Origin of the sequence: Flavobacterium sp. (assembly GCF_044377315.1) — a bacterium.
Classification (GTDB): Bacteria; Bacteroidota; Bacteroidia; order Flavobacteriales; family Flavobacteriaceae; genus Flavobacterium.
Genome location: NZ_JBILJG010000004.1, coordinates 20,936 through 39,616, shown reverse-complemented (window position 1 = coordinate 39,616; position 18,681 = coordinate 20,936). Strand labels below are relative to the sequence as shown.

Here is an 18,681-nt window from a genome sequence, read left to right as displayed (position 1 = left end):
ATCAGGATTTTTAATTTAATATGTTGTGTAAGGTGGTTTAGCAGTTTTGTCTAAATGTCTTCTAACTCTTGTTGGAGTTGAGAAATCTCCTGATTTATCTGGAATACCTTTAGGTTCAGATTCATCAATATCTGTAGTTAATGGATTGTCAACTATTGGATTAAATGGGTAGTACAAGCTTGTTCCTTGAAATGGAGTTGGTTTTTTTATTTCATTTCTAGTTGGAAACCCATCATTATCGTCATCAAAATCTAAAAAATCCACAATTCCATCCCCATCTGAATCTGAATAAGTAAAACTATAGTCAGTATTTTTAACAATTTCATCAATTGTAAATATTCCATCACCATCATTATCAATTCGTTTTAAGTTCAATAATTGAAAGCTAAAAACTAGTGGAGAATAACTAGGTATATTTGTACGACTTCCATTATAATAAGCTAATCCGGATGGTAAGAACATGATTCCTGATCCAAAATTTGAGTAAACATTTGGCCCGTTTCCTGTTGCAGTTTCATCAAAAGTTCCTTTTCCAAATAATGGAAATATTTCTTGCCAGCCAGCAATTGTTGAGCTTAAAGTAAATTTTGAATTTGTTGGATTATTTTCAAATTCTGTAGCATTTATAACTTCAACTTGACCAGTAGATTGGGTTTCAGTTCCACTTTTTAGAGATGTTCCTCTATAAGTGACCAATACTTCATCTAATGGACACGGTTTTTCTGCACTATCACCTTCACTAAATTGTAGATAGTAAACAGAGTATATAATATCATGTTTTTTAATTTTTTTGATCAACAATCTTGGTAAGGTAGGACTATTAAATAAAGTAAAGATTGATGGTGGAAGTGTTCCTGTTGTAGGCATTTTTTTTATTAAATCAGCACTATTAACAACAGAAGCAATATCGGTTACGCTTTCTAAATTAAGATAGTGAGTTTGAAGATATTTGTCTATAGCAATTGAGTCAGTTTTGAATTGAGCACCAAAATCTCTTAAAGGAGTTACGGCAAGTTCGTCATCATCTTTATTGCATGAAGAAAATAATACTAAAAGAGTTGAAAAAAGAATAAAATAAAACTTAAATTTGTTCATTATAATGTTTTTTGATGGCGCAAGATACAATATAGATTTATTTTGGTAAACAAATTTAACGTTGATTTTAAGAAAATTTATGAGAGTTGATAAATATTTATGGTGTGTTAGGTATTATAAAACCCGAAATATGGTTACCGAAGCTTGTAAAAAAAATCATGTTACCGTAAATGGTCAAGTGGCAAAGCCGTCTAAAGAAGTTTTTGCAACGGATACGATTACTTTTAGAAAAGACCAAATTACGCATATTATCACTGTTTTAGACGTTCCTGAAAATAGAGTTGGAGCAAAGTTAGTTGATATTTACAGAAAAGACGAAACACCAGCCGAAGCCTATCAACATCTAGAATTATTAAAACTATCAAAAGAACATTACAGAAAAACTGGTGATGGTAGGCCAACCAAAAAAGATAGAAGAGATTTAGACGAGTTTGGAAACGAAACAATAACCGAGGATTGGGATAATACAGTATAATTATGAGTGGAAATAGAATTTTAAATCATCAAGAAATTGAACATAAGATCAAACGTATTGCTTACCAAATTTATGAAACCTTTGTTGGTGAAGAAACCATTATTATTGCCGGAATTGCTTCAAACGGTTTTATTTTTGCCAATAAAATTGCTCAAGCTTTAGAATCAATTTCTGATATAAAAGTTACTCTTTGTGAGGTTATTATTGATAAACAAAATCCGAGTCAGCCTATTTCAACTTCAATTTCTAAAGAAGAATATACTAATAAAGGATTGGTTTTAGTTGATGATGTATTAAATTCTGGTACAACATTGGTATATGGTGTAAAGCATTTTCTAGATGTTCCATTGAGGAAATTTAAGACAGCAGTATTAGTAGATAGAAATCATAAAAAGTATCCTGTAAAAGCCGATTTTAAGGGAATTTCACTTAGTACATCTTCGTTAGAACATGTTCAGGTTGTTTTTGACAAAAAAGGTGATTATGCTTTTTTACAAGAGTAAATCTTTAATTTCACGGACTATTTCATCAGGTGATTTTCCATCAACATTTATGGTGTAAGTAGCTTGGTTGTAATACACACTTCTCTCAAAAAGGTGTATTCCAATATATTCTCTCATTTCTTCCGAATTAAAGTTGGCTAGTAACGGACGTTTGTCTTTGTTTTTCTCAAGTCTATTATAAAGTTCGTTTACAGATGCTTTCAGGTAAATAGTTGTGTATTTATCAGTGAAAAGTAGTTGGTTGTTATTTGTAAAACAAGGTGTTCCGCCACCAAGACTTAAAACCATTTTTTTATTTGAATTTAAAAGTTCAACTAAAAATTGGTTTTCAATTTTCCTAAAATAGATTTCTCCTTTTGTTTTAAAAATCGTTTCGATAGAAGTTTCTAACTTTTTTTCGATAAAAAAATCTAAATCTTCAAACTCAATATTAGATGATTTCGCCAATAATTTTCCAATTGTTGACTTTCCACAACCCATATAACCTATCAAAATTATTTTTTTCATGAGAATAAAACCTTATATATTAGGTTGTTAAAGATAATTACTAAAAAAAGACAAATTTATAACAAATTTGATTTGAAATATAAATAATATCGCCTTATATTTGCACCCGCATTGAAGAAATGATAATGACTTGGTAGCTCAGTTGGTAGAGCACATCACTTTTAATGATGGGGTCCTGGGTTCGAGCCCCAGCCAGGTCACAAATTTTTTTTCATTTTTTCAATCAATGACTTGGTAGCTCAGTTGGTAGAGCACATCACTTTTAATGATGGGGTCCTGGGTTCGAGCCCCAGCCAGGTCACAACAAAAGTCGTTCATCTTAGGTGAATGGCTTTTTTTAGTTAAGGCCACGTGGAGAAACGGTAGACTTGCCATCTTGAGGGGGTGGTGCTCGTAAGGGCGTGTGGGTTCAAATCCCACCGTGGTCACGGATGAATAGAAAACAGCTTTAAAAAACATCAAGCTCGCTTGAAATGTTTTTTAAAGCTGTTTTCTATTATCAAAGCGGAGCTTTGTTGGGAAAGACGAAGTCAATCCCACTATTTATCAAGCTCGCTTGAAATGTTTTTTAAAGCTGTTTTCTATTATCAAAGCGGAGCTTTGTTGGGAAAGACGAAGTCAATCCATATTTTTCTGATTAAAGCTTTTTTCTTTTTGACCAATTCTTTGGAGATCTTGAAGTATGAAATACTGCAATTATGATTATTAAATCTTCTTTAATAATGTAATGAATACCATATGGAAAGCGATTAATAAACCTGATTTTTATTTTTCCATAACGTTTTTGATATGCTTTTGGTGTTCTCAAAATTTCATTTACACCCACTTCTAAACAAAGTTCAAAATCAAAAGACAGCCCTTTTCTTTGTTCTTCATACCAAATGACAATGTCTTCAACATCTAAAAGTGCTTCTTTAGTAAATTGAATAGAGTACATTATCTAATTTTATCTATCTTATTTTTAACTTCTTGCCAAGTATAATATTCAGTTTTTCCTTCTTCAACTAACAGTATTCTTTCATCTAACTCTTTTTCAATTTCTTCAGATAAAGTTATGTCTTTTTTAGAAACACTATCCCATAATTGTTCTGCAAGAGCTATCTTTTCAGCATTAGAAAATTTGTTTAAATCTTTAATTTTCATTTTGTTAAATTTTTATAAAGATATTAATTTTTTTAGATTCATCAAAAAACTACTCCTTAGTAACCACTTGCATAGTTTCTCTCGAAATCTGTTTTACCAAAATAGTTTTATCCTTTTCTACAATTTCAGCAGCTTCTTTGGTGTAATGTCTGATGGTATAAAGCGATACATTTTCGTTATAAGAAACTTTGAATTTCTTAGATAAAATGTTTTTTAAATCATTAAAATTTCCAAATTTATCTTCAATACAAATTGAAAAACTAATAGCTGTATTCTGAATCAAGCTTACTTTGATTTTGAATTTATGCAACAAAGAAAAAATTTCACTGATATTTTCTTCCATAATGAATGAAAAATCGATTGATGATAACGAAATCAATAATTGATTTTTCTTCACAATAAAGCAAGAAGTTTTCGGATTTAAATCTTCACCTTTTGACACGCTTGTTCCTGGTAAAAGCGGATTTATAAATGATTTTACGTATAAAGGAATCTCTTTTTTCTGTAAAGGTTGTAATGTTTTAGGGTGAATTACCGAAGCTCCATAAAATGCCAACTCAATTGCTTCACGATACGAAATTTGATTCAACAAAACAGCATTCTCAAAATACCTTGGATCGGCATTCAAAACACCAGGAACGTCTTTCCAAATGGTTACATTTTCGGCACTTAAGCAATAGGCGAAAATTGCAGCAGTATAATCGGAACCTTCTCTTCCTAAAGTTGTGGTAAAATTATTTTCATCAGAACCAATAAATCCTTGTGTAATATTCAAAGTTTTCTTTTTAATTCCTTTAGAAATTAATTTCTGCGTTTGTTCCCAATCTACATTTGCATCACGATAAGTTGCATCTGTTTTGATTAAGTTGCGAACATCTATCCAATTGTTTTTCAATCCTTTTTCGTTGAAATAATGACTTACGATTGTGGTAGAAACGATTTCTCCATAACTAATAACTTGATCGTAAACAAAGTTATAATTAGGCGATTTATTGCTTCTTAAGAAATATTCTAAATCTGCAAAATGACTATTTACAGCAAAATAAACATCATGATCTTCATCGTCAAAAAGCTCTAATAAAATTTGATTATGGTACTTTCTAACTTCTTGTAAAGAGGCATTGAGTTCATTTGATTTTTCAAAATAATTTTTTATTACAACTTCAAGTGCATTGGTCGTTTTTCCCATTGCTGAAATTACAATTAAAACATCTTCATGTCCTACTTTTTCTAGAACTGAAGCTACATTTTTCACACCATCGGCATCTTTTACAGAAGCGCCACCAAATTTGAATATTCTCATAACTTGTAAAATTCCAATTTTTAAATTCCAAATTCCAAATTTGGTTTTTGGTATTTGATTTTTTTTATTTTCTTTTCAAATTTTTAATAAAATTTGAAATAGCCGTTTCATCTATTTGTGCTACACGCCAATCATCTAGCACTTTTGCACCCGTTTTTTCATAAAAATCAATGGCTGGTGTGTTCCAATCGAGAACATTCCATTCAATTCTGCGAACATTGTCTCTTTTTCCTTGTTGAATAATTTCGCTATACAAAGCAAAACCTGCACCAGAACCACGTTTACTTTCTTTTACAATCAAATCTTCCAGATGAATGGTTTTTCCTTTCCAAGTGGAATATCTATAATAGTAAAATGCGATGCCAATTATTTGATTATCAACTTCGGCAACAAAGCAATGAAATAGCGGATTTTTAGAAAAGCCATCACGAACTAAATCTTCAACGGTTACGACAACTGCATCGGGTTCTTTTTCGAAGGTTGCTAATTCCTGAATTAATTCGAGAACTTGAGGCATATCTTCTTTTACAGCTTTTCTAATAATCATAAATTTATTTCTTTTTAGCTGGTTTTTTTGTTGGCTTTTTAGTCGTTACTCTGGTAGTTGTAGCTTTGTTATTTATTGTTCCCTGTTTGTAGGGTTTGTATAATCCATCAGCTTCAGCTCTTGCTTTTGCAATTGTAGCTCTTTCAGATGGATCTGGATGTGAACTCATCATTCGTGTCAAAAAATTGGCAGAAGCTCCACCACTTTGACTTGCTAATAATTCAAAAGCCGAAGCTACTGCATTTACATTATAACCGTGTTTTTTCATAAAATCATAAGAGTAAGTATCTGCTTCCGATTCTTGCTTTCTACTATGTTTGCTATCTAGCATGGCGCTTCCTATTTGTCCTAATTGGCTATCGGTAAGTTTAGCCACTTTATCCGATTGTGATGCAATTACATCAGTCAAAGCTGCTTTACGATAGGCTACTTTCATAGCATCTTTTGTATCTTCATTTGCAACGTGACCAATTTCATGACCAATAACGGCTAATAATTGATTGTCATCCATAATATCCATTAAACCTGAAAAAACTCGTACACTTCCATCAGCGCAGGCAAAAGCGTTTATATCTTTTGTCAAATAAACTTTGTAGTTTAAAGCCAATCCATTTTCAGTAGCATGTTTGCCAAAAATTCTATTCAATCGTAAAGCATAGCCGTCTTTTGAACCTGCAACAACATTACTTGAATCCATTTTTCTTACTGCTTCATTTGCAAGTAAAGCCGCAGTTTCATTACTAAATGTAAAACTTGCTACCCCGTTTTGCAAAGCTCCTAAAGCTCTATCTCCTAAATTTATTTGAGCAGTTGTTTTAGTAAAGCTAAATAGTACGATACATATTACTAAAAATAATTGTCTAGATTTCATTCTTAATGATATTAAATAATTGTGCAACAAAGATAAAACAAGTTTCGTAATTTTTTTACTAGAAATTTTACGGTTTTTAGATTGATTTTTAATTAAAAAAACGATATTTGCACAAACAACTACATCGATTTCGTAAATGGAAGAACGCAACAAAACTTTAGGTGAATTTATTATTGAAAATCAAAACGCATTTCAATATTCTTCGGGAGAATTATCCAGAATTATTAACTCAATCAGATTAGCTGCCAAAGTTGTGAACTATAAGGTTAACAAAGCTGGATTAGTTGATATTGTTGGGGCTGCAGGCGAACAGAACATTCAAGGTGAAGACCAACAAAAATTAGATGTATATGCTAATAATGTTTTTATTCAAACATTAATTAATCGCGAAATTGTTTGCGGTATTGCTTCTGAAGAAAATGATGATTTTATTACCGTTTCAGGTTCTGATAATAGTCATAGTAATAAATATGTGGTTTTGATGGATCCACTTGATGGTTCTTCTAATATTGATGTAAATGTTTCAGTTGGAACCATTTTTTCAGTTTTTAGAAGAGTAACCCCAGTCGGAACACCTGTAACTTCAGAAGATTTTCTGCAGCCAGGAACCCAACAAGTCGCTGCTGGATATGTTATTTACGGAACTTCGACTATGCTAGTTTATACTACTGGTCATGGTGTAAATGGTTTTACTCTAAATCCAGCTATTGGTACGTTCTATCTTTCACACCCTAATATGAAATATTCTAAAGATGGAACAATTTATTCTATTAATGAAGGAAATTATGTTCATTTTCCACAAGGAGTTAAAAGCTACATCAAATATTGTCAGTTAGAAGAAGGCGATCGACCATACACTTCACGATATATTGGAAGCTTGGTTTCCGATATGCACCGTAATATGATAAAAGGTGGCATCTACATTTACCCAACAAGTTCTAAAGCTCCTAATGGAAAATTGCGTTTGTTGTACGAGTGTAATCCGATGGCTTTTATAGCTGAACAAGCCGGAGGAAAAGCATCTAATGGATACAAAAGAATTATGGAAATTCAACCAACAGAATTGCACCAACGTGTACCCTTTTTCTGTGGAAGCTATAATATGGTTGCCAAAGCCGAAGAGTTTATGGAAGAACATAAATAAAAAAAATCCTGAGCAATCAGGATTTTTTATACTTCGTACTTAGTATTTTGTACCTCGTACTTATTTATTCATATGTGTCATTTCATAAGTAAAAGTATCTAAGTCAACACCAATTACTAATAATGACAACGCTTTATCTACTATAAAAGAAACATTTCCAGGTGTAAAACCTAAAGCTAAAGCCAAACGTGTTAAAATCTTTTTTTGCTTTTCTCCAAGAACATGGTCAACATAAACCATTCTTGATAAATCATACAAACGCTCTAAACGATGTGCGTATGAATAAGGCGGATTGATTGGGTATTTAGAAGGGTTTTCCAGAATTTCCTCGTATTCTGCACTCGAAATTTCTAAACGAACCGCTAATTTATCTAAAAATTCTTTTTCCTCTTTGCTCAAATCTCCGTCGGCCATAGCAACGCGGACAATTGCTGAAAAATGACCTTTATTTCTTGTTTTAAATTCGCTATCAAATAAATCTGAAAATGACATAAGTATATTAGTTTTATTATGCAAATATAAGCCTATTTCAGATTATTTAAAAATCAATTAGTAAGTTTTTAAAAAGTTAATGTATTATTGTAAAAATCAAATTAAATCGTAAATTTACACTGCTTAATCGATTATTTATTTTACTATGTCAGAGTTTTGGATTTATTTTCAAGTGGGTTTAAGGCACGTTTTAGATATAAATGCCTACGATCACATTCTTTTTCTAATCGCAATGGTGGTTCCTTATACCTTCAATGATTGGAAGAAAGTCCTAATATTAGTTTCCATTTTCACGTTTGGGCACACCCTAGCTTTATTACTTTCTGTATTTAATGTCATTTTTATTAAAGCCGATTTTGTTGAATTTTTAATCCCAATAACTATTTTAGTAACGGCTATTTATAATCTTTTTACTGCAGGAAAAACTTCCAAACATAGCAATTTGAATACCATTGGTTTCATCACTCTATTCTTCGGAATTATTCACGGACTTGGATTCTCTAATTATTTCAATTCTATTTTATCAGGCAAACCTACCGATAAGATTATTCCGTTGCTAGAATTTGCTCTCGGAATCGAAGCCGCACAAATTGTTGTTGTACTGACAGTTCTCATTTTTTCATGGCTATTACAAACATTTTTCCGTTTCTCCAAACGCGACTTCGTTCTTATTTCTTCTGCCTTTGTCGTAGGAGTTGTAACACCCATGATTATCGAAAGTAAAATTTGGAGCTACTAAATTTGCTTTAAGTGCTAATCAGTAGTTATTTTATAAACCATTTTTCCTGCTCTTCGCTATATCTTTTACCACTAAGTCAGTTTCTAAAAAGATTTTGGTAAAGATGCTTATGCAACTTTTTCAGATGTTCAAACTATTACAAAAGAAAGCACTAGTTTTCTAATGGTTTCGAGACCAATATTTCTTGGCGGTTTAAGTTTCGGAGTGAAATGGATGAAGTTTTAGATACACGATACTTTGCAATATTTTACTAAAGAAGGTGTTTATAGAAAATACCATCAAAATCATATCATATTTTTGATGACTTATATATTTTACGAGAATTTTATGTTATCACTAAGGAAATAAAGAAAAAGACAATCTAATTGTGGTTTGTAATATGGCACCAGTTGTCCATGAAAACTACAGAATTGGTCTTCCAACAAAACAAAGGCTAACAGAAATTTTTAATTCTGATAAATTGGAAAATAATGGAAACAGAGTTAACAATTTTAAAACAATAAAATATAAGTAACTACGTGGAATGAAAAATATTTTTTTTTACCTGAAATTTTTCTTGCTACGTTAGGAATTTTGTTATTTAAAATCACTTAATTCATACAAGACCTCTCAGGTTTTTTTAATACTGAAAGGTCTATTTTCAAGTTGTTATTATACGCAAACGTTATAGTTAAAAAAACTTTTGGTAGTTGATAATTTATAGGTTTCAACTTTGTAAATTTGTCTCTTTGTCAAAAATTAACCTATGATAATTAACACCCAACTTGAATATAAAGGCGATTTATTTCCAACACAAATTATACATTACCAACACGAAGTAGATTCAATAGATTTTCATACTGATAATAATGTAATTCTAAGGGTTACAGTTCTTCGAGACAGTATGATTCGTTTCCGTTTTACTGCAAAAGGATATTTCAGCAATGACTTTTCTTATGCTATTGATAAAACCCAATCGCACGAATATAATGTTTTAGAAGTAACTGAGGAAACAAATCATTATAGAATTAAAACTTCCAAAGTATATGTAATTGTCCAAAAACACGATTGTAGAGTTGGAATTTATGAGTTAGATGGAACTGCAATTCTCGAAGATGAAATTGGTTTTCATTATGAAGAATGTTATGAATATGGAGGAAATATTGTAAAAATGAGTAAGACATCTCATGATGGAGAATCATTTTACGGATTAGGAGATAAAGCAACACATCTAAATTTGAAGGGCAAAAGGCTTGAAAATTGGGCAACCGATCAATACGCATTTGTAAAAGACCAAGAACCTTTATATAAAGTTGTTCCTTTTTACATCGGATTGCATCATGGTAAAGCTTATGGAATTTTCTTTGATAATACATTCCGTTCATTTTTCGATTTTAGTCACGAAAAAAAAGGTGTAACTAGTTTTTGGGCAGATGGTGGAGAAATGAATTACTATTTCATCTACGGGCCAAAAATGAGTGATGTAGTTACTACTTATACTCATTTAACAGGAAAACCTGAATTACCACCACTTTGGACCTTAGGTTACCAACAATGCAAATGGGGATATTATCCAGAAGCGAAAGTCAAAGAAATTACAGGAAGATTTAGAGAACTTCAAATTCCTTGTGATGCCATTTATTTAGATATTGATTATATGGATGGTTTCCGTTGTTTTACCTGGAACAAAGACTATTTTCCAGATCCAAAACAAATGGTTGCTGATTTAGCTAAAGATGGATTTAAAACCATTGTAATCATTGATCCTGGAATTAAAATTGATAAAGACTATTCAGTTTATAAAGAAGGAATTGAAAATGATTATTTCTGCAAAAGAGCTGATGGACCATATATGAAAGGAAAGGTTTGGCCAGGCGAATGTAATTTTCCAGATTATACAAATCCAGAAGTTAGAGAATGGTGGGGAGGATTATTTAAAGAATTGGTGTCAGAAATAGGCGTGAAAGGTGTTTGGAATGATATGAACGAACCAGCAGTAATGGAAGTTTCAACAAAAACATTCCCCCTAGACGTTCGTCATAATTACGATGGAAATAATTGCAGTCACAGAAAAGCGCATAACGTATACGGAACTCAAATGGCACGTGCTACTTATGAAGGTGTAAAACGATTTGCATATCCAAAAAGACCTTTTGTAATTACTCGTTCAGCTTATTCAGGAGCACAACGTTATACTTCTTCTTGGACTGGCGATAATATTGCTACTTGGGAACATTTATGGATTGCAAACGTTCAAATGCAACGTATGTCAATTTCTGGAATGGGTTTTACGGGTTCAGATATTGGTGGATTTGCCGAACAACCAACTGCAGAATTATATGCACGTTGGATCCAATTAGGTGTTTTTCATCCATTTTGTAGAACACATTCATCTGGACATCACGGTGATCAAGAACCTTGGAGTTTTGGAGAAGAAGTAATTGATATTACTAGAAAATTCGTTGAACTTCGCTATCAATTATTACCCTATTTATATACCATGTTTTGGCAATATGTAAACGATGGTATTCCAATGCTGAAACCATTAGTATATTTTGACCAAAATGATACTCAAACGCATTATAGAACAGACGAATTTATTTTTGGAAATCAACTATTGGTTTGCCCCATCCTAGAACCAAATGCTCTTGGTAGAAGAATGTATTTACCACAAGGTAATTGGTATAATTACTGGACAAATGAACTAGTTGTAGGCAAAAAAGAACTATGGGTTGCCACCGATTTTGACCAAATTCCTCTATTTATTAAAGAAGGTACAATTATTCCAAAATATCCAATTCAGCAATATGTTGGACAAATTGAACATCCTGATCTTACATTAGATGCTTATTTCAAGTTAGGAAAAGAAAAATCGTTTGTTTATGAAGATGCTCAAGACGGCTATGATTATAACAAAGGAAAATTTAGTTATAAAACATTCACATTAATTGGTAAAGACAAAGAATTGTTTATTCACCAACATAAAGAAGGAGCTTTTGAAACAATTTATCAAACCATTAAAATAAATCTAAAAGCAGTTCCATTTAAAGTTATTAGTATAGAAATTGATAATGAGAAGATAAATTTAGATCAAGTTTCATTCGATGGATTTTCATTAATAGTTGATAAAGATTTTACTGAAATACATTTAATTGGATAATTTTTTTGCATTTATTTTTTTTAATTTTACTAAGATCAAAATGCTTATTGATATTGAATAATTAGATTTAAATGGTACCTATTTTTATGCGGATTATTTATAATGGCAATTTTCTAAAAGAGTTGAACTAATAAAAGGAAAAATTCTTAAATAGAGTCTGACTCAGAGAAAAAATATCAATTAGTTTCTTTAAAATTGACTATACATTTAGTTAGTTTTTTGAAACTAAAAGTAGTGGTTTATATATTGCTCCTTTTTATGTTAGATTAATTGATTTTAAAAATAGTAATAATGACAAAAAGTTCAAACTATTGTTCAGACTAGTTTATATATAATTTGTATGGAATCTTAACTTGAAGATAGAGCTTGTATAAGTTCTCCTGATTTAGTTGTTGAAATTTTATTTCCTGTAAATTCTAAAAACGAAATGGCATAAAATTTGATTCTATATAAATAAAATTTGATAAAAAATAATAGATTGTTGAACCCGCCGAAAATTCAATTTTTGTATATATACTTCAAAATAATTAAATATAATAGGATTAAAGATATATATAAGGAAAAAGAATTAAAAGCCTACTTTTTCCTATATTTGATTTTAAATAGAGAGGGTTTTAAAGAAAATTAGCAATAATTATATAGTATGAATAAAAGAAATTTATTAATTGCATTAGTTATTGTAGCATTAGTTTTTGCTTGTGCAAAAAATCCTTTTACAGGAAAAAGTACAATGGCTTTGGTTTCAAATGGTCAAATATTTCCAATGGCATTTCAACAGTACAATCAATTTTTGTCAGAAAATAAGGTTGTAAAAAATACTGTAGAAGCTAAAAAAATTGAAACCGTAGGTACAAAAATAAAAGTTGCTGCAGAACGCTGGTTAGCTGCAAATGGTCATTCAGATTATTTAAATGGATATAATTGGGAATATAATTTAGTAGATAGTAAAGAAGTAAATGCATGGTGTATGCCCGGTGGAAAAATAGTTTTTTATACAGGTATTCTCCCAATTTGTAAAGACGATGCAGGAATTGCGGCGGTTATGGGACATGAAGTTGCACATGCATTAGCAAACCACGGACAACAAAGAATGAGTGCAGGAATGCTTCAGCAACTTGGACAAGTTGGTGCTGCAGTAGCAGTAGGAAATCAAGACCCAAAAACTCAACTAATTGTAATGCAAGCATATGGGGTAGGTTCGCAAGTAGGCGGAATGTTACCTTTTAGTAGAAAACACGAAAGTGAAGCAGATATGATTGGACTAACTCTTATGGCAATTGCGGGTTATCATCCTAAAAATGCTGTAGCAGTTTGGGAACGAATGTCAGCGCAATCAAACGGACAGGCTCCACCAGAAATTTTGAGTACACACCCAAGTAATCAAACACGAATTGATCATTTATCTTCACTAATTCCTCAAGCGATGGCTGAAGCGGCTAAGTTTGGTGCTACTTTTAAATAATATTGAAATAACAAAAAAAGAGTATATTTGAATCCCGAGAACTCGGGATTTTTTTATTTTATAAAGCAAAAAAAAATGGCAAATCTCGAAAAAGGAAATCCAAAATTAATTAACGCTTGGGCTTTTTATGACTGGGCAAATTCTGTTTATAGTTTAGTTATTGCAACAGCCGTTTTCCCTATTTATTATGAATCAATTACTGGTGAAAATGGTGGGATTGTTCACTTTTTAGGAACTGAATTTCATAACTCAACTTTACTGTCTTATTCACTTTCATTTTCGTTTTTGATTGTAGCCTTTATTTCTCCAATTCTTTCTGCAATAGCAGATTATACAGGAAATAAAAAACGATTTATGCAGTTTTTCTGTTACTTAGGTTCACTTTCTGTAATGAGTTTGTTTTTTTTTACAGGTGTTGAAAATTTATGGATAGGAATTGTTTTCACTATTTTAGCAAGTATTGGTTTTTGGGGAAGCTTTGTTTTTTATAATTCGTATTTGCCCGAAATAGCACATTCTGAGCAACAAGATAGGGTAAGTGCTAAAGGGTTCATGTATGGATATACGGGATCGGTTTTATTGTTAGCCTTCAATTTGATAATGGTCATGAAACCAGAATTATTTGGAATTACCGATGCAGGTTTGCCAGCAAGAATTTCATTTCTTATGGTTGGACTTTGGTGGATGGGTTTTGCTCAAGTTACATTTTATCATTTACCAAATAATATATTTCATAAAAAACCAGAAAAAGATTTTATTTTTAAAGGATTTAAAGAACTAAGAGAAGTTCTAAAAGCATTAAAATCATTAACAAGTTTGAAACAATTTCTAACCGCTTTTTTTATGTATAGTGTTGGAGTTCAAACAATAATATTGTTGTTGGGAATTTATGTAAAGAAAGAGTTAGGTATCGAAACAAGTAAATTAATTATAATCATACTTTTAATTCAAATTGTTGCTATTTTAGGAGCCTTTTTATTTTCGAGAATTTCTGATAGATTAGGAAATATTAAGACTTTAAAAATAACTATTGCAATATGGGGAATTGTGTGTTTGGCAATATATTTTACAGATGCAAAAAGTGAATTTATTGATTTACAAGTTTATTTGCTTGGAGCTGGCATTGGAATGGTTCTTGGTGCAACTCAATCACTTTCTCGTTCCACATATTCTAAATTATTACCCGTAACGGATGACCACGCAACTTATTTCAGCTTTTATGACGTAACTGAAAAAATTGCAATTGTATTAGGAACTTTTATTTTTGGATTTGTAGGTGCTATTTCAGATTCACTAAAAAACTCAATTTTTATCCTGGCAATTTTCTTTTTATTAGGATACATAGTTTTAAGTTTTATGAAAAAAGTAAAAATTAATTCTATTAAATAAAAATACTAGAGCAAAAATTTACAATTAAAAAGTAATATATTTATATTTGGCAAATAAAAAAAAATTTATGAAAAACATACAGTTAATTAGAGTAATAGTTTTACTTTTTTCTTTAATAGTTTTTAATTCCTGTGATCAAGCAGTTGAACCTATCGACCCTGCATTAATTAATAACTTAGGCAATCAAGAGGGAGATTGTCAGAGTCCAGAAAGTGTTAATGGAGCTTTTTCAAGCGCAACAAGCATAACTATTTCTTGGTCTCAAGCTAACAATGAAACTTCTTGGCAAATACAATATGGACCTGCGGGTTTTGCATTAGGAGCAGGAACAATTATTAGTTCTACATCAACAAGCCGAGTAATAAATGGTTTGCAAGCTGCTACTAGTTATGATTTTTTGATTCGTTCTGTATGTAGTGCAACAGAATTTGGAGAGTGGTCTGAACCTTTTACTGTTACACCGCCAAATCCTAATTGTTCAACGCCAAGTGGCTTAACAGTCGTTAGAAATTCAGGAAACTCAACAGCAACTGTCAATTGGACTGCTGGCGGTACAGAAACTTCTTGGCAGGTTTTATATGTTCCTGCAGGTTTATCTATTGGACAAGGCACAACGCTAACAGCTACATCAAAACCATTTACTGTATCTAACTTAACAAACGATAGTTATGATTTTTATGTAAGAGCAAAATGTTCTGCAACTGAAACTAGTAGCTGGTCACCTCTTAAAAATTTGGCAGCAGTTTCAACGGGTGGCAGTGAGTTCTATTTGAAAATGAAAATTGATGGAGTATTAAAGGTTTTTTCATATCCTACAGACGTTACAGGTGCTTCTTATTCGGATTTTGCATTAATGATTTTATCAACAGATGGTATAAATTCCTTTGCATTAAATATTACAACACCAGATGGAGTTGGAAATTATCCATTAAGTTTCGCAGAGGTTACTTGTTCATATATTCAAGGAAATAATGGTTTTAATTCAGATTATGACGATTTAACAACAAGTCCTGGAAATATTGTCATTACTGAATTAAATCAATCCCCAAATACTATAAAAGGGACTTTTAATTTTATTGGAAAAAATGATGGTATGACCCAGACAAGAATTATTACTGAAGGAGAATTTTATCTGCCATACTAAAAAAATGAAAATTAATTTTTCTAAATCCGTCTTCATGACGGATTTTTTATGGCACAAAGTTTGCCCTTTTAACACAGCAAACGAATATATAAGCGTTACATCGATTTTAATTAGTTTTGATGTTCCTAAATGCTACATTTGTTTTACAATCAATCATTTTTAATGTCATATTGACTTACTCATTTATATATGTCACAACATAAAATATTCACACTTGACAATTTGTCATTGCAGGAAATAGATTCAGAAGCCGAATTAATTCCACTTTTAACGCCCGAAGATGAGGAAGAAATGATCAATGAACAACTTCCTGATTCATTACCTATTTTACCATTAAGAAACACCGTTTTATTTCCAGGTGTTGTAATTCCAATTACTGCAGGAAGAGATAAATCTATAAAATTAATTAATGATGCAAATGCTGGTGATAAAATAATCGGTGTTGTAGCTCAATTAAATGAAGAAGATGAAGATCCAACTCAAAATGATATTAATAAAGTAGGAACTGTAGCAAGTATTCTTCGTGTATTAAAAATGCCCGATGGAAATATTACTGTTATTCTTCAAGGGAAAAAACGTTTTGAAATTGACGAAGTAACTTCTGAAATCCCTTATTTAAGAGCTACTATCAAAGAAGTTGAAGAAAAAAGACCAAGCAAACATGACACTGAATTTAAAGCGATTTTAGAATCAATAAAAGAGTTGGCAATTCAAATAATCAAGGAAAGTCCAAATATTCCTACTGAAGCTACTTTTGCTATTAAAAATATTGAAAGTCAGTCGTTTTTAATCAATTTTGTTTCTTCTAATATGAATTTATCTGTTCAAGAAAAACAAAATTTGTTAACGATAAATGCTCTAAAAGAAAGAGCTTTAGAAACGTTGCGTTTTATGAATATTGAAATGCAAAAGTTGGAATTAAAAAATGATATTCAGTCCAAAGTTCGTTTTGATTTAGACCAGCAACAACGCGAATATTTCTTGCATCAACAAATGAAAACAATCCAAGAAGAATTGGGTGGCGTTTCTCAAGAGCAAGAAATTGAAGAAATGCATCAAAAAGCAAAATCAAAAAAATGGGATGACAAAACCGAAAAGCATTTTGAAAAAGAACTTTCCAAAATGCAACGAATGAATCCTAATGCACCCGATTTTGGAATTCAACGCAATTACCTCGAATTATTTTTAGAATTACCTTGGGGTGAATATACCAAAGATAATTTCGATTTAAAACGCGCTCAAAAAATTCTCGACAAAGACCATTTTGGTTTAGATGATGTGAAAAAACGAATGATAGAACATTTGGCAGTTTTAAAATTGCGAAATGATATGAAATCACCAATTATCTGCCTAACTGGACCTCCAGGAGTTGGAAAAACTTCTATCGGTAAATCAGTGGCAGAAGCTTTGGGAAGAGAATATGTTCGTATTTCGTTAGGCGGATTAAGAGATGAAGCAGAAATTCGCGGACACAGAAAAACGTACATTGGAGCAATGCCAGGAAGAATTATCCAAAGTTTAAAAAAAGCAGGAACATCCAATCCAGTATTTGTTTTAGATGAAATTGATAAACTGACTAGCAATAATCAAGGCGATCCATCTTCGGCATTGTTAGAAGTTCTTGATCCTGAACAAAACAATGCTTTTTATGATAATTTCCTCGAAATGGGATATGACTTGTCAAAAGTAATGTTTATTGCAACTTCCAATAATATGGCAACTATTCAACCTGCTTTGAAAGACAGAATGGAAGTAATCAAAATGTCGGGTTATACAGTTGAAGAAAAAATTGAAATTGCACGTCAACATTTATTTCCAAAACAACTAAAAGAACACGGATTAAAACCAAAAGACTTGACTATTGGCAAAAAGCAATTAGAAAAAATCATTGTTGGTTATACAAGAGAATCTGGAGTTCGTGGCTTGGAAGCTAAAATTGCTCAAGTAATTAGAAATGCTGCTAAATCGGTTGCGATGGAAGAAGCTTATAATGTAAAAGTGACCGATGAAGATATAATACAAGCCCTAGGTGTTCCAAGATTAGAAAGAGATAAATCAGAAAATAATGAAGTGGCTGGTGTTGTAACAGGATTAGCTTGGACAAGTGTTGGTGGCGATATTCTTTTCATTGAATCTTTAATATCTAAAGGAAAAGGAACTATGACCATTACAGGAAATTTAGGAACTGTAATGAAAGAATCGGCTACCATTGCTTTAGAATATATCAAAGCAAATGCTGAATTACTTGGTTTAGATGCCGAAGTTATAGCTAAATACAACATTCATATTCACGTTCCAGAAGGTGCAACACCAAAAGATGGGCCAAGTGCTGGAATAGCAATGTTAACGTCTTTAGTTTCTTTATTTACGCAAAAAAGAGTTAAGAAAAGTATAGCAATGACAGGCGAAATCACTTTAAGAGGAAAAGTGCTTCCTGTTGGTGGAATAAAAGAAAAAATCTTAGCTGCCAAACGCGCTAACATAAAAGAAATCATTCTTTGCAAAGAAAACAAAGCCGATATCGACGAAATTAAACCTGAATATATCGATGGATTGACATTTCACTATGTAAAAGAAATGAGTGAAGTTTTAGCTATTGCCATTACTAAGGATAAAGTTAAAAATGCTAAGGTTATAAATTAAGTCTGATTTGTCATTTTGATAATGTAGAAATCTAGAAGGTCACAGAGAATATTCTTTGTGACCTTTGTGCTTTCTTAGTGTTCTT

Annotated in this window: 18 protein-coding genes, 3 tRNA genes and 1 pseudogene; 14 read left to right on the top strand and 8 right to left on the bottom strand. The window is 31.5% G+C overall.

Going from position 1 to position 18,681, the window contains the following annotated elements; translation table 11 throughout:
* Positions 1 to 15: 15 nt before the first annotated feature.
* Positions 16 to 1,095, bottom strand: coding sequence for an FKBP-type peptidyl-prolyl cis-trans isomerase (locus ACIQ66_RS02140; protein WP_396211162.1), 1,080 nt, complete (start codon positions 1,093 to 1,095; stop codon positions 16 to 18).
* Positions 1,096 to 1,174: 79 nt separating this feature from the next.
* On the opposite strand from ACIQ66_RS02140, the gene ACIQ66_RS02135 reads away from it, so the two are divergent.
* Positions 1,175 to 1,570, top strand: a complete 396-nt coding sequence (locus tag ACIQ66_RS02135; protein WP_396211161.1) for an RNA-binding S4 domain-containing protein — start codon at positions 1,175 to 1,177, stop codon at positions 1,568 to 1,570.
* 2 nt (positions 1,571 to 1,572) lie between these two features.
* The gene (locus ACIQ66_RS02130; RefSeq protein WP_396211160.1) at positions 1,573 to 2,073 is read left to right on the top strand and encodes a phosphoribosyltransferase domain-containing protein; all 501 of its coding nucleotides are present in this window, start codon (positions 1,573 to 1,575) and stop codon (positions 2,071 to 2,073) included.
* Here ACIQ66_RS02130 and ACIQ66_RS02125 read toward each other — a convergent pair.
* Positions 2,062 to 2,580, bottom strand: coding sequence for a shikimate kinase (locus tag ACIQ66_RS02125; RefSeq protein ID WP_396211159.1), 519 nt, complete (start codon positions 2,578 to 2,580; stop codon positions 2,062 to 2,064). The two genes, ACIQ66_RS02130 and ACIQ66_RS02125, sit on opposite strands and share 12 nt — an antisense overlap.
* Before the next feature lie 127 nt (positions 2,581 to 2,707).
* Here ACIQ66_RS02125 and ACIQ66_RS02120 point away from each other — a divergent pair.
* From ACIQ66_RS02120 to ACIQ66_RS02110, 3 genes are all read left to right on the top strand, one after another.
* Positions 2,708 to 2,780, top strand: a tRNA-Lys gene (locus ACIQ66_RS02120).
* A gap of 28 nt (positions 2,781 to 2,808) precedes the next feature.
* A tRNA-Lys gene (locus tag ACIQ66_RS02115) sits at positions 2,809 to 2,881 on the top strand.
* Between the two features lie 44 nt (positions 2,882 to 2,925).
* Positions 2,926 to 3,008: transfer RNA gene (locus ACIQ66_RS02110), tRNA-Leu, on the top strand.
* Positions 3,009 to 3,217: 209 nt separating this feature from the next.
* On the opposite strand, the gene ACIQ66_RS02105 is transcribed toward ACIQ66_RS02110, so the two are convergent.
* The 5 genes from ACIQ66_RS02105 to ACIQ66_RS02085 form a co-directional block, all read right to left on the bottom strand.
* Positions 3,218 to 3,517, bottom strand: coding sequence for a type II toxin-antitoxin system RelE/ParE family toxin (locus ACIQ66_RS02105; protein WP_396211158.1), 300 nt, complete (start codon positions 3,515 to 3,517; stop codon positions 3,218 to 3,220).
* Positions 3,517 to 3,723, bottom strand: coding sequence for an addiction module protein (locus ACIQ66_RS02100; protein WP_396211157.1), 207 nt, complete (start codon positions 3,721 to 3,723; stop codon positions 3,517 to 3,519). Before ACIQ66_RS02100 ends, ACIQ66_RS02105 begins: the two co-directional genes overlap by 1 nt.
* Before the next feature lie 49 nt (positions 3,724 to 3,772).
* Complete coding sequence (locus ACIQ66_RS02095; protein WP_396211156.1) at positions 3,773 to 5,026, bottom strand: aspartate kinase; 1,254 nt, start codon at positions 5,024 to 5,026, stop codon at positions 3,773 to 3,775.
* A 64-nt stretch (positions 5,027 to 5,090) separates the two neighbouring features.
* On the bottom strand, positions 5,091 to 5,573 hold the full coding sequence (locus tag ACIQ66_RS02090) for a GNAT family N-acetyltransferase (RefSeq protein WP_396211155.1): 483 nt from the start codon (positions 5,571 to 5,573) through the stop codon (positions 5,091 to 5,093).
* Between the two features lie 4 nt (positions 5,574 to 5,577).
* Positions 5,578 to 6,444, bottom strand: a complete 867-nt coding sequence (locus tag ACIQ66_RS02085) for a M48 family metalloprotease (RefSeq protein ID WP_396211154.1) — start codon at positions 6,442 to 6,444, stop codon at positions 5,578 to 5,580.
* Positions 6,445 to 6,580: 136 nt separating this feature from the next.
* Here ACIQ66_RS02085 and fbp point away from each other — a divergent pair, with 136 nt between their 5' ends.
* Positions 6,581 to 7,588 carry a class 1 fructose-bisphosphatase gene (gene fbp / locus ACIQ66_RS02080; protein WP_396211153.1) on the top strand — a complete coding sequence of 336 codons (1,008 nt, stop codon included), beginning with the start codon at positions 6,581 to 6,583 and terminating at the stop codon, positions 7,586 to 7,588.
* Positions 7,589 to 7,648: 60 nt separating this feature from the next.
* On the opposite strand, the gene ACIQ66_RS02075 is transcribed toward fbp, so the two are convergent.
* Positions 7,649 to 8,080, bottom strand: coding sequence for a TerB family tellurite resistance protein (locus ACIQ66_RS02075; RefSeq protein ID WP_396211152.1), 432 nt, complete (start codon positions 8,078 to 8,080; stop codon positions 7,649 to 7,651).
* A gap of 145 nt (positions 8,081 to 8,225) precedes the next feature.
* On the opposite strand from ACIQ66_RS02075, the gene ACIQ66_RS02070 reads away from it, so the two are divergent.
* The 8 genes and pseudogenes from ACIQ66_RS02070 (at position 8,226) to lon (ending at position 18,596) form a co-directional block, all read left to right on the top strand.
* Positions 8,226 to 8,819 (top strand): HupE/UreJ family protein, encoded by a 594-nt coding sequence (locus tag ACIQ66_RS02070; protein WP_396211151.1) that lies wholly within the window; start codon positions 8,226 to 8,228, stop codon positions 8,817 to 8,819.
* Between the two features lie 114 nt (positions 8,820 to 8,933).
* Positions 8,934 to 9,158 (top strand): annotated as a pseudogene (locus tag ACIQ66_RS02065) (1,4-alpha-glucan branching enzyme); the annotation flags it as partial.
* 40 nt (positions 9,159 to 9,198) lie between these two features.
* A complete protein-coding gene (locus ACIQ66_RS02060; RefSeq protein WP_396211150.1) occupies positions 9,199 to 9,333 on the top strand; it encodes an alpha amylase C-terminal domain-containing protein in 135 nt (44 codons plus the stop codon).
* A gap of 231 nt (positions 9,334 to 9,564) precedes the next feature.
* Positions 9,565 to 11,958 (top strand): glycoside hydrolase family 31 protein, encoded by a 2,394-nt coding sequence (locus ACIQ66_RS02055; protein WP_396211149.1) that lies wholly within the window; start codon positions 9,565 to 9,567, stop codon positions 11,956 to 11,958.
* 643 nt (positions 11,959 to 12,601) lie between these two features.
* Entirely contained in the window at positions 12,602 to 13,420 is an 819-nt protein-coding gene (locus ACIQ66_RS02050) for a M48 family metallopeptidase (RefSeq protein WP_396211148.1), read from the top strand.
* A gap of 75 nt (positions 13,421 to 13,495) precedes the next feature.
* A complete protein-coding gene (locus tag ACIQ66_RS02045) occupies positions 13,496 to 14,809 on the top strand; it encodes an MFS transporter (RefSeq protein WP_396211147.1) in 1,314 nt (437 codons plus the stop codon).
* A gap of 67 nt (positions 14,810 to 14,876) precedes the next feature.
* On the top strand, positions 14,877 to 15,953 hold the full coding sequence (locus ACIQ66_RS02040) for a fibronectin type III domain-containing protein (protein WP_396211146.1): 1,077 nt from the start codon (positions 14,877 to 14,879) through the stop codon (positions 15,951 to 15,953).
* A gap of 189 nt (positions 15,954 to 16,142) precedes the next feature.
* Complete coding sequence (gene lon, locus ACIQ66_RS02035; RefSeq protein WP_396211145.1) at positions 16,143 to 18,596, top strand: endopeptidase La; 2,454 nt, start codon at positions 16,143 to 16,145, stop codon at positions 18,594 to 18,596.
* Positions 18,597 to 18,681 lie beyond the last annotated feature (85 nt).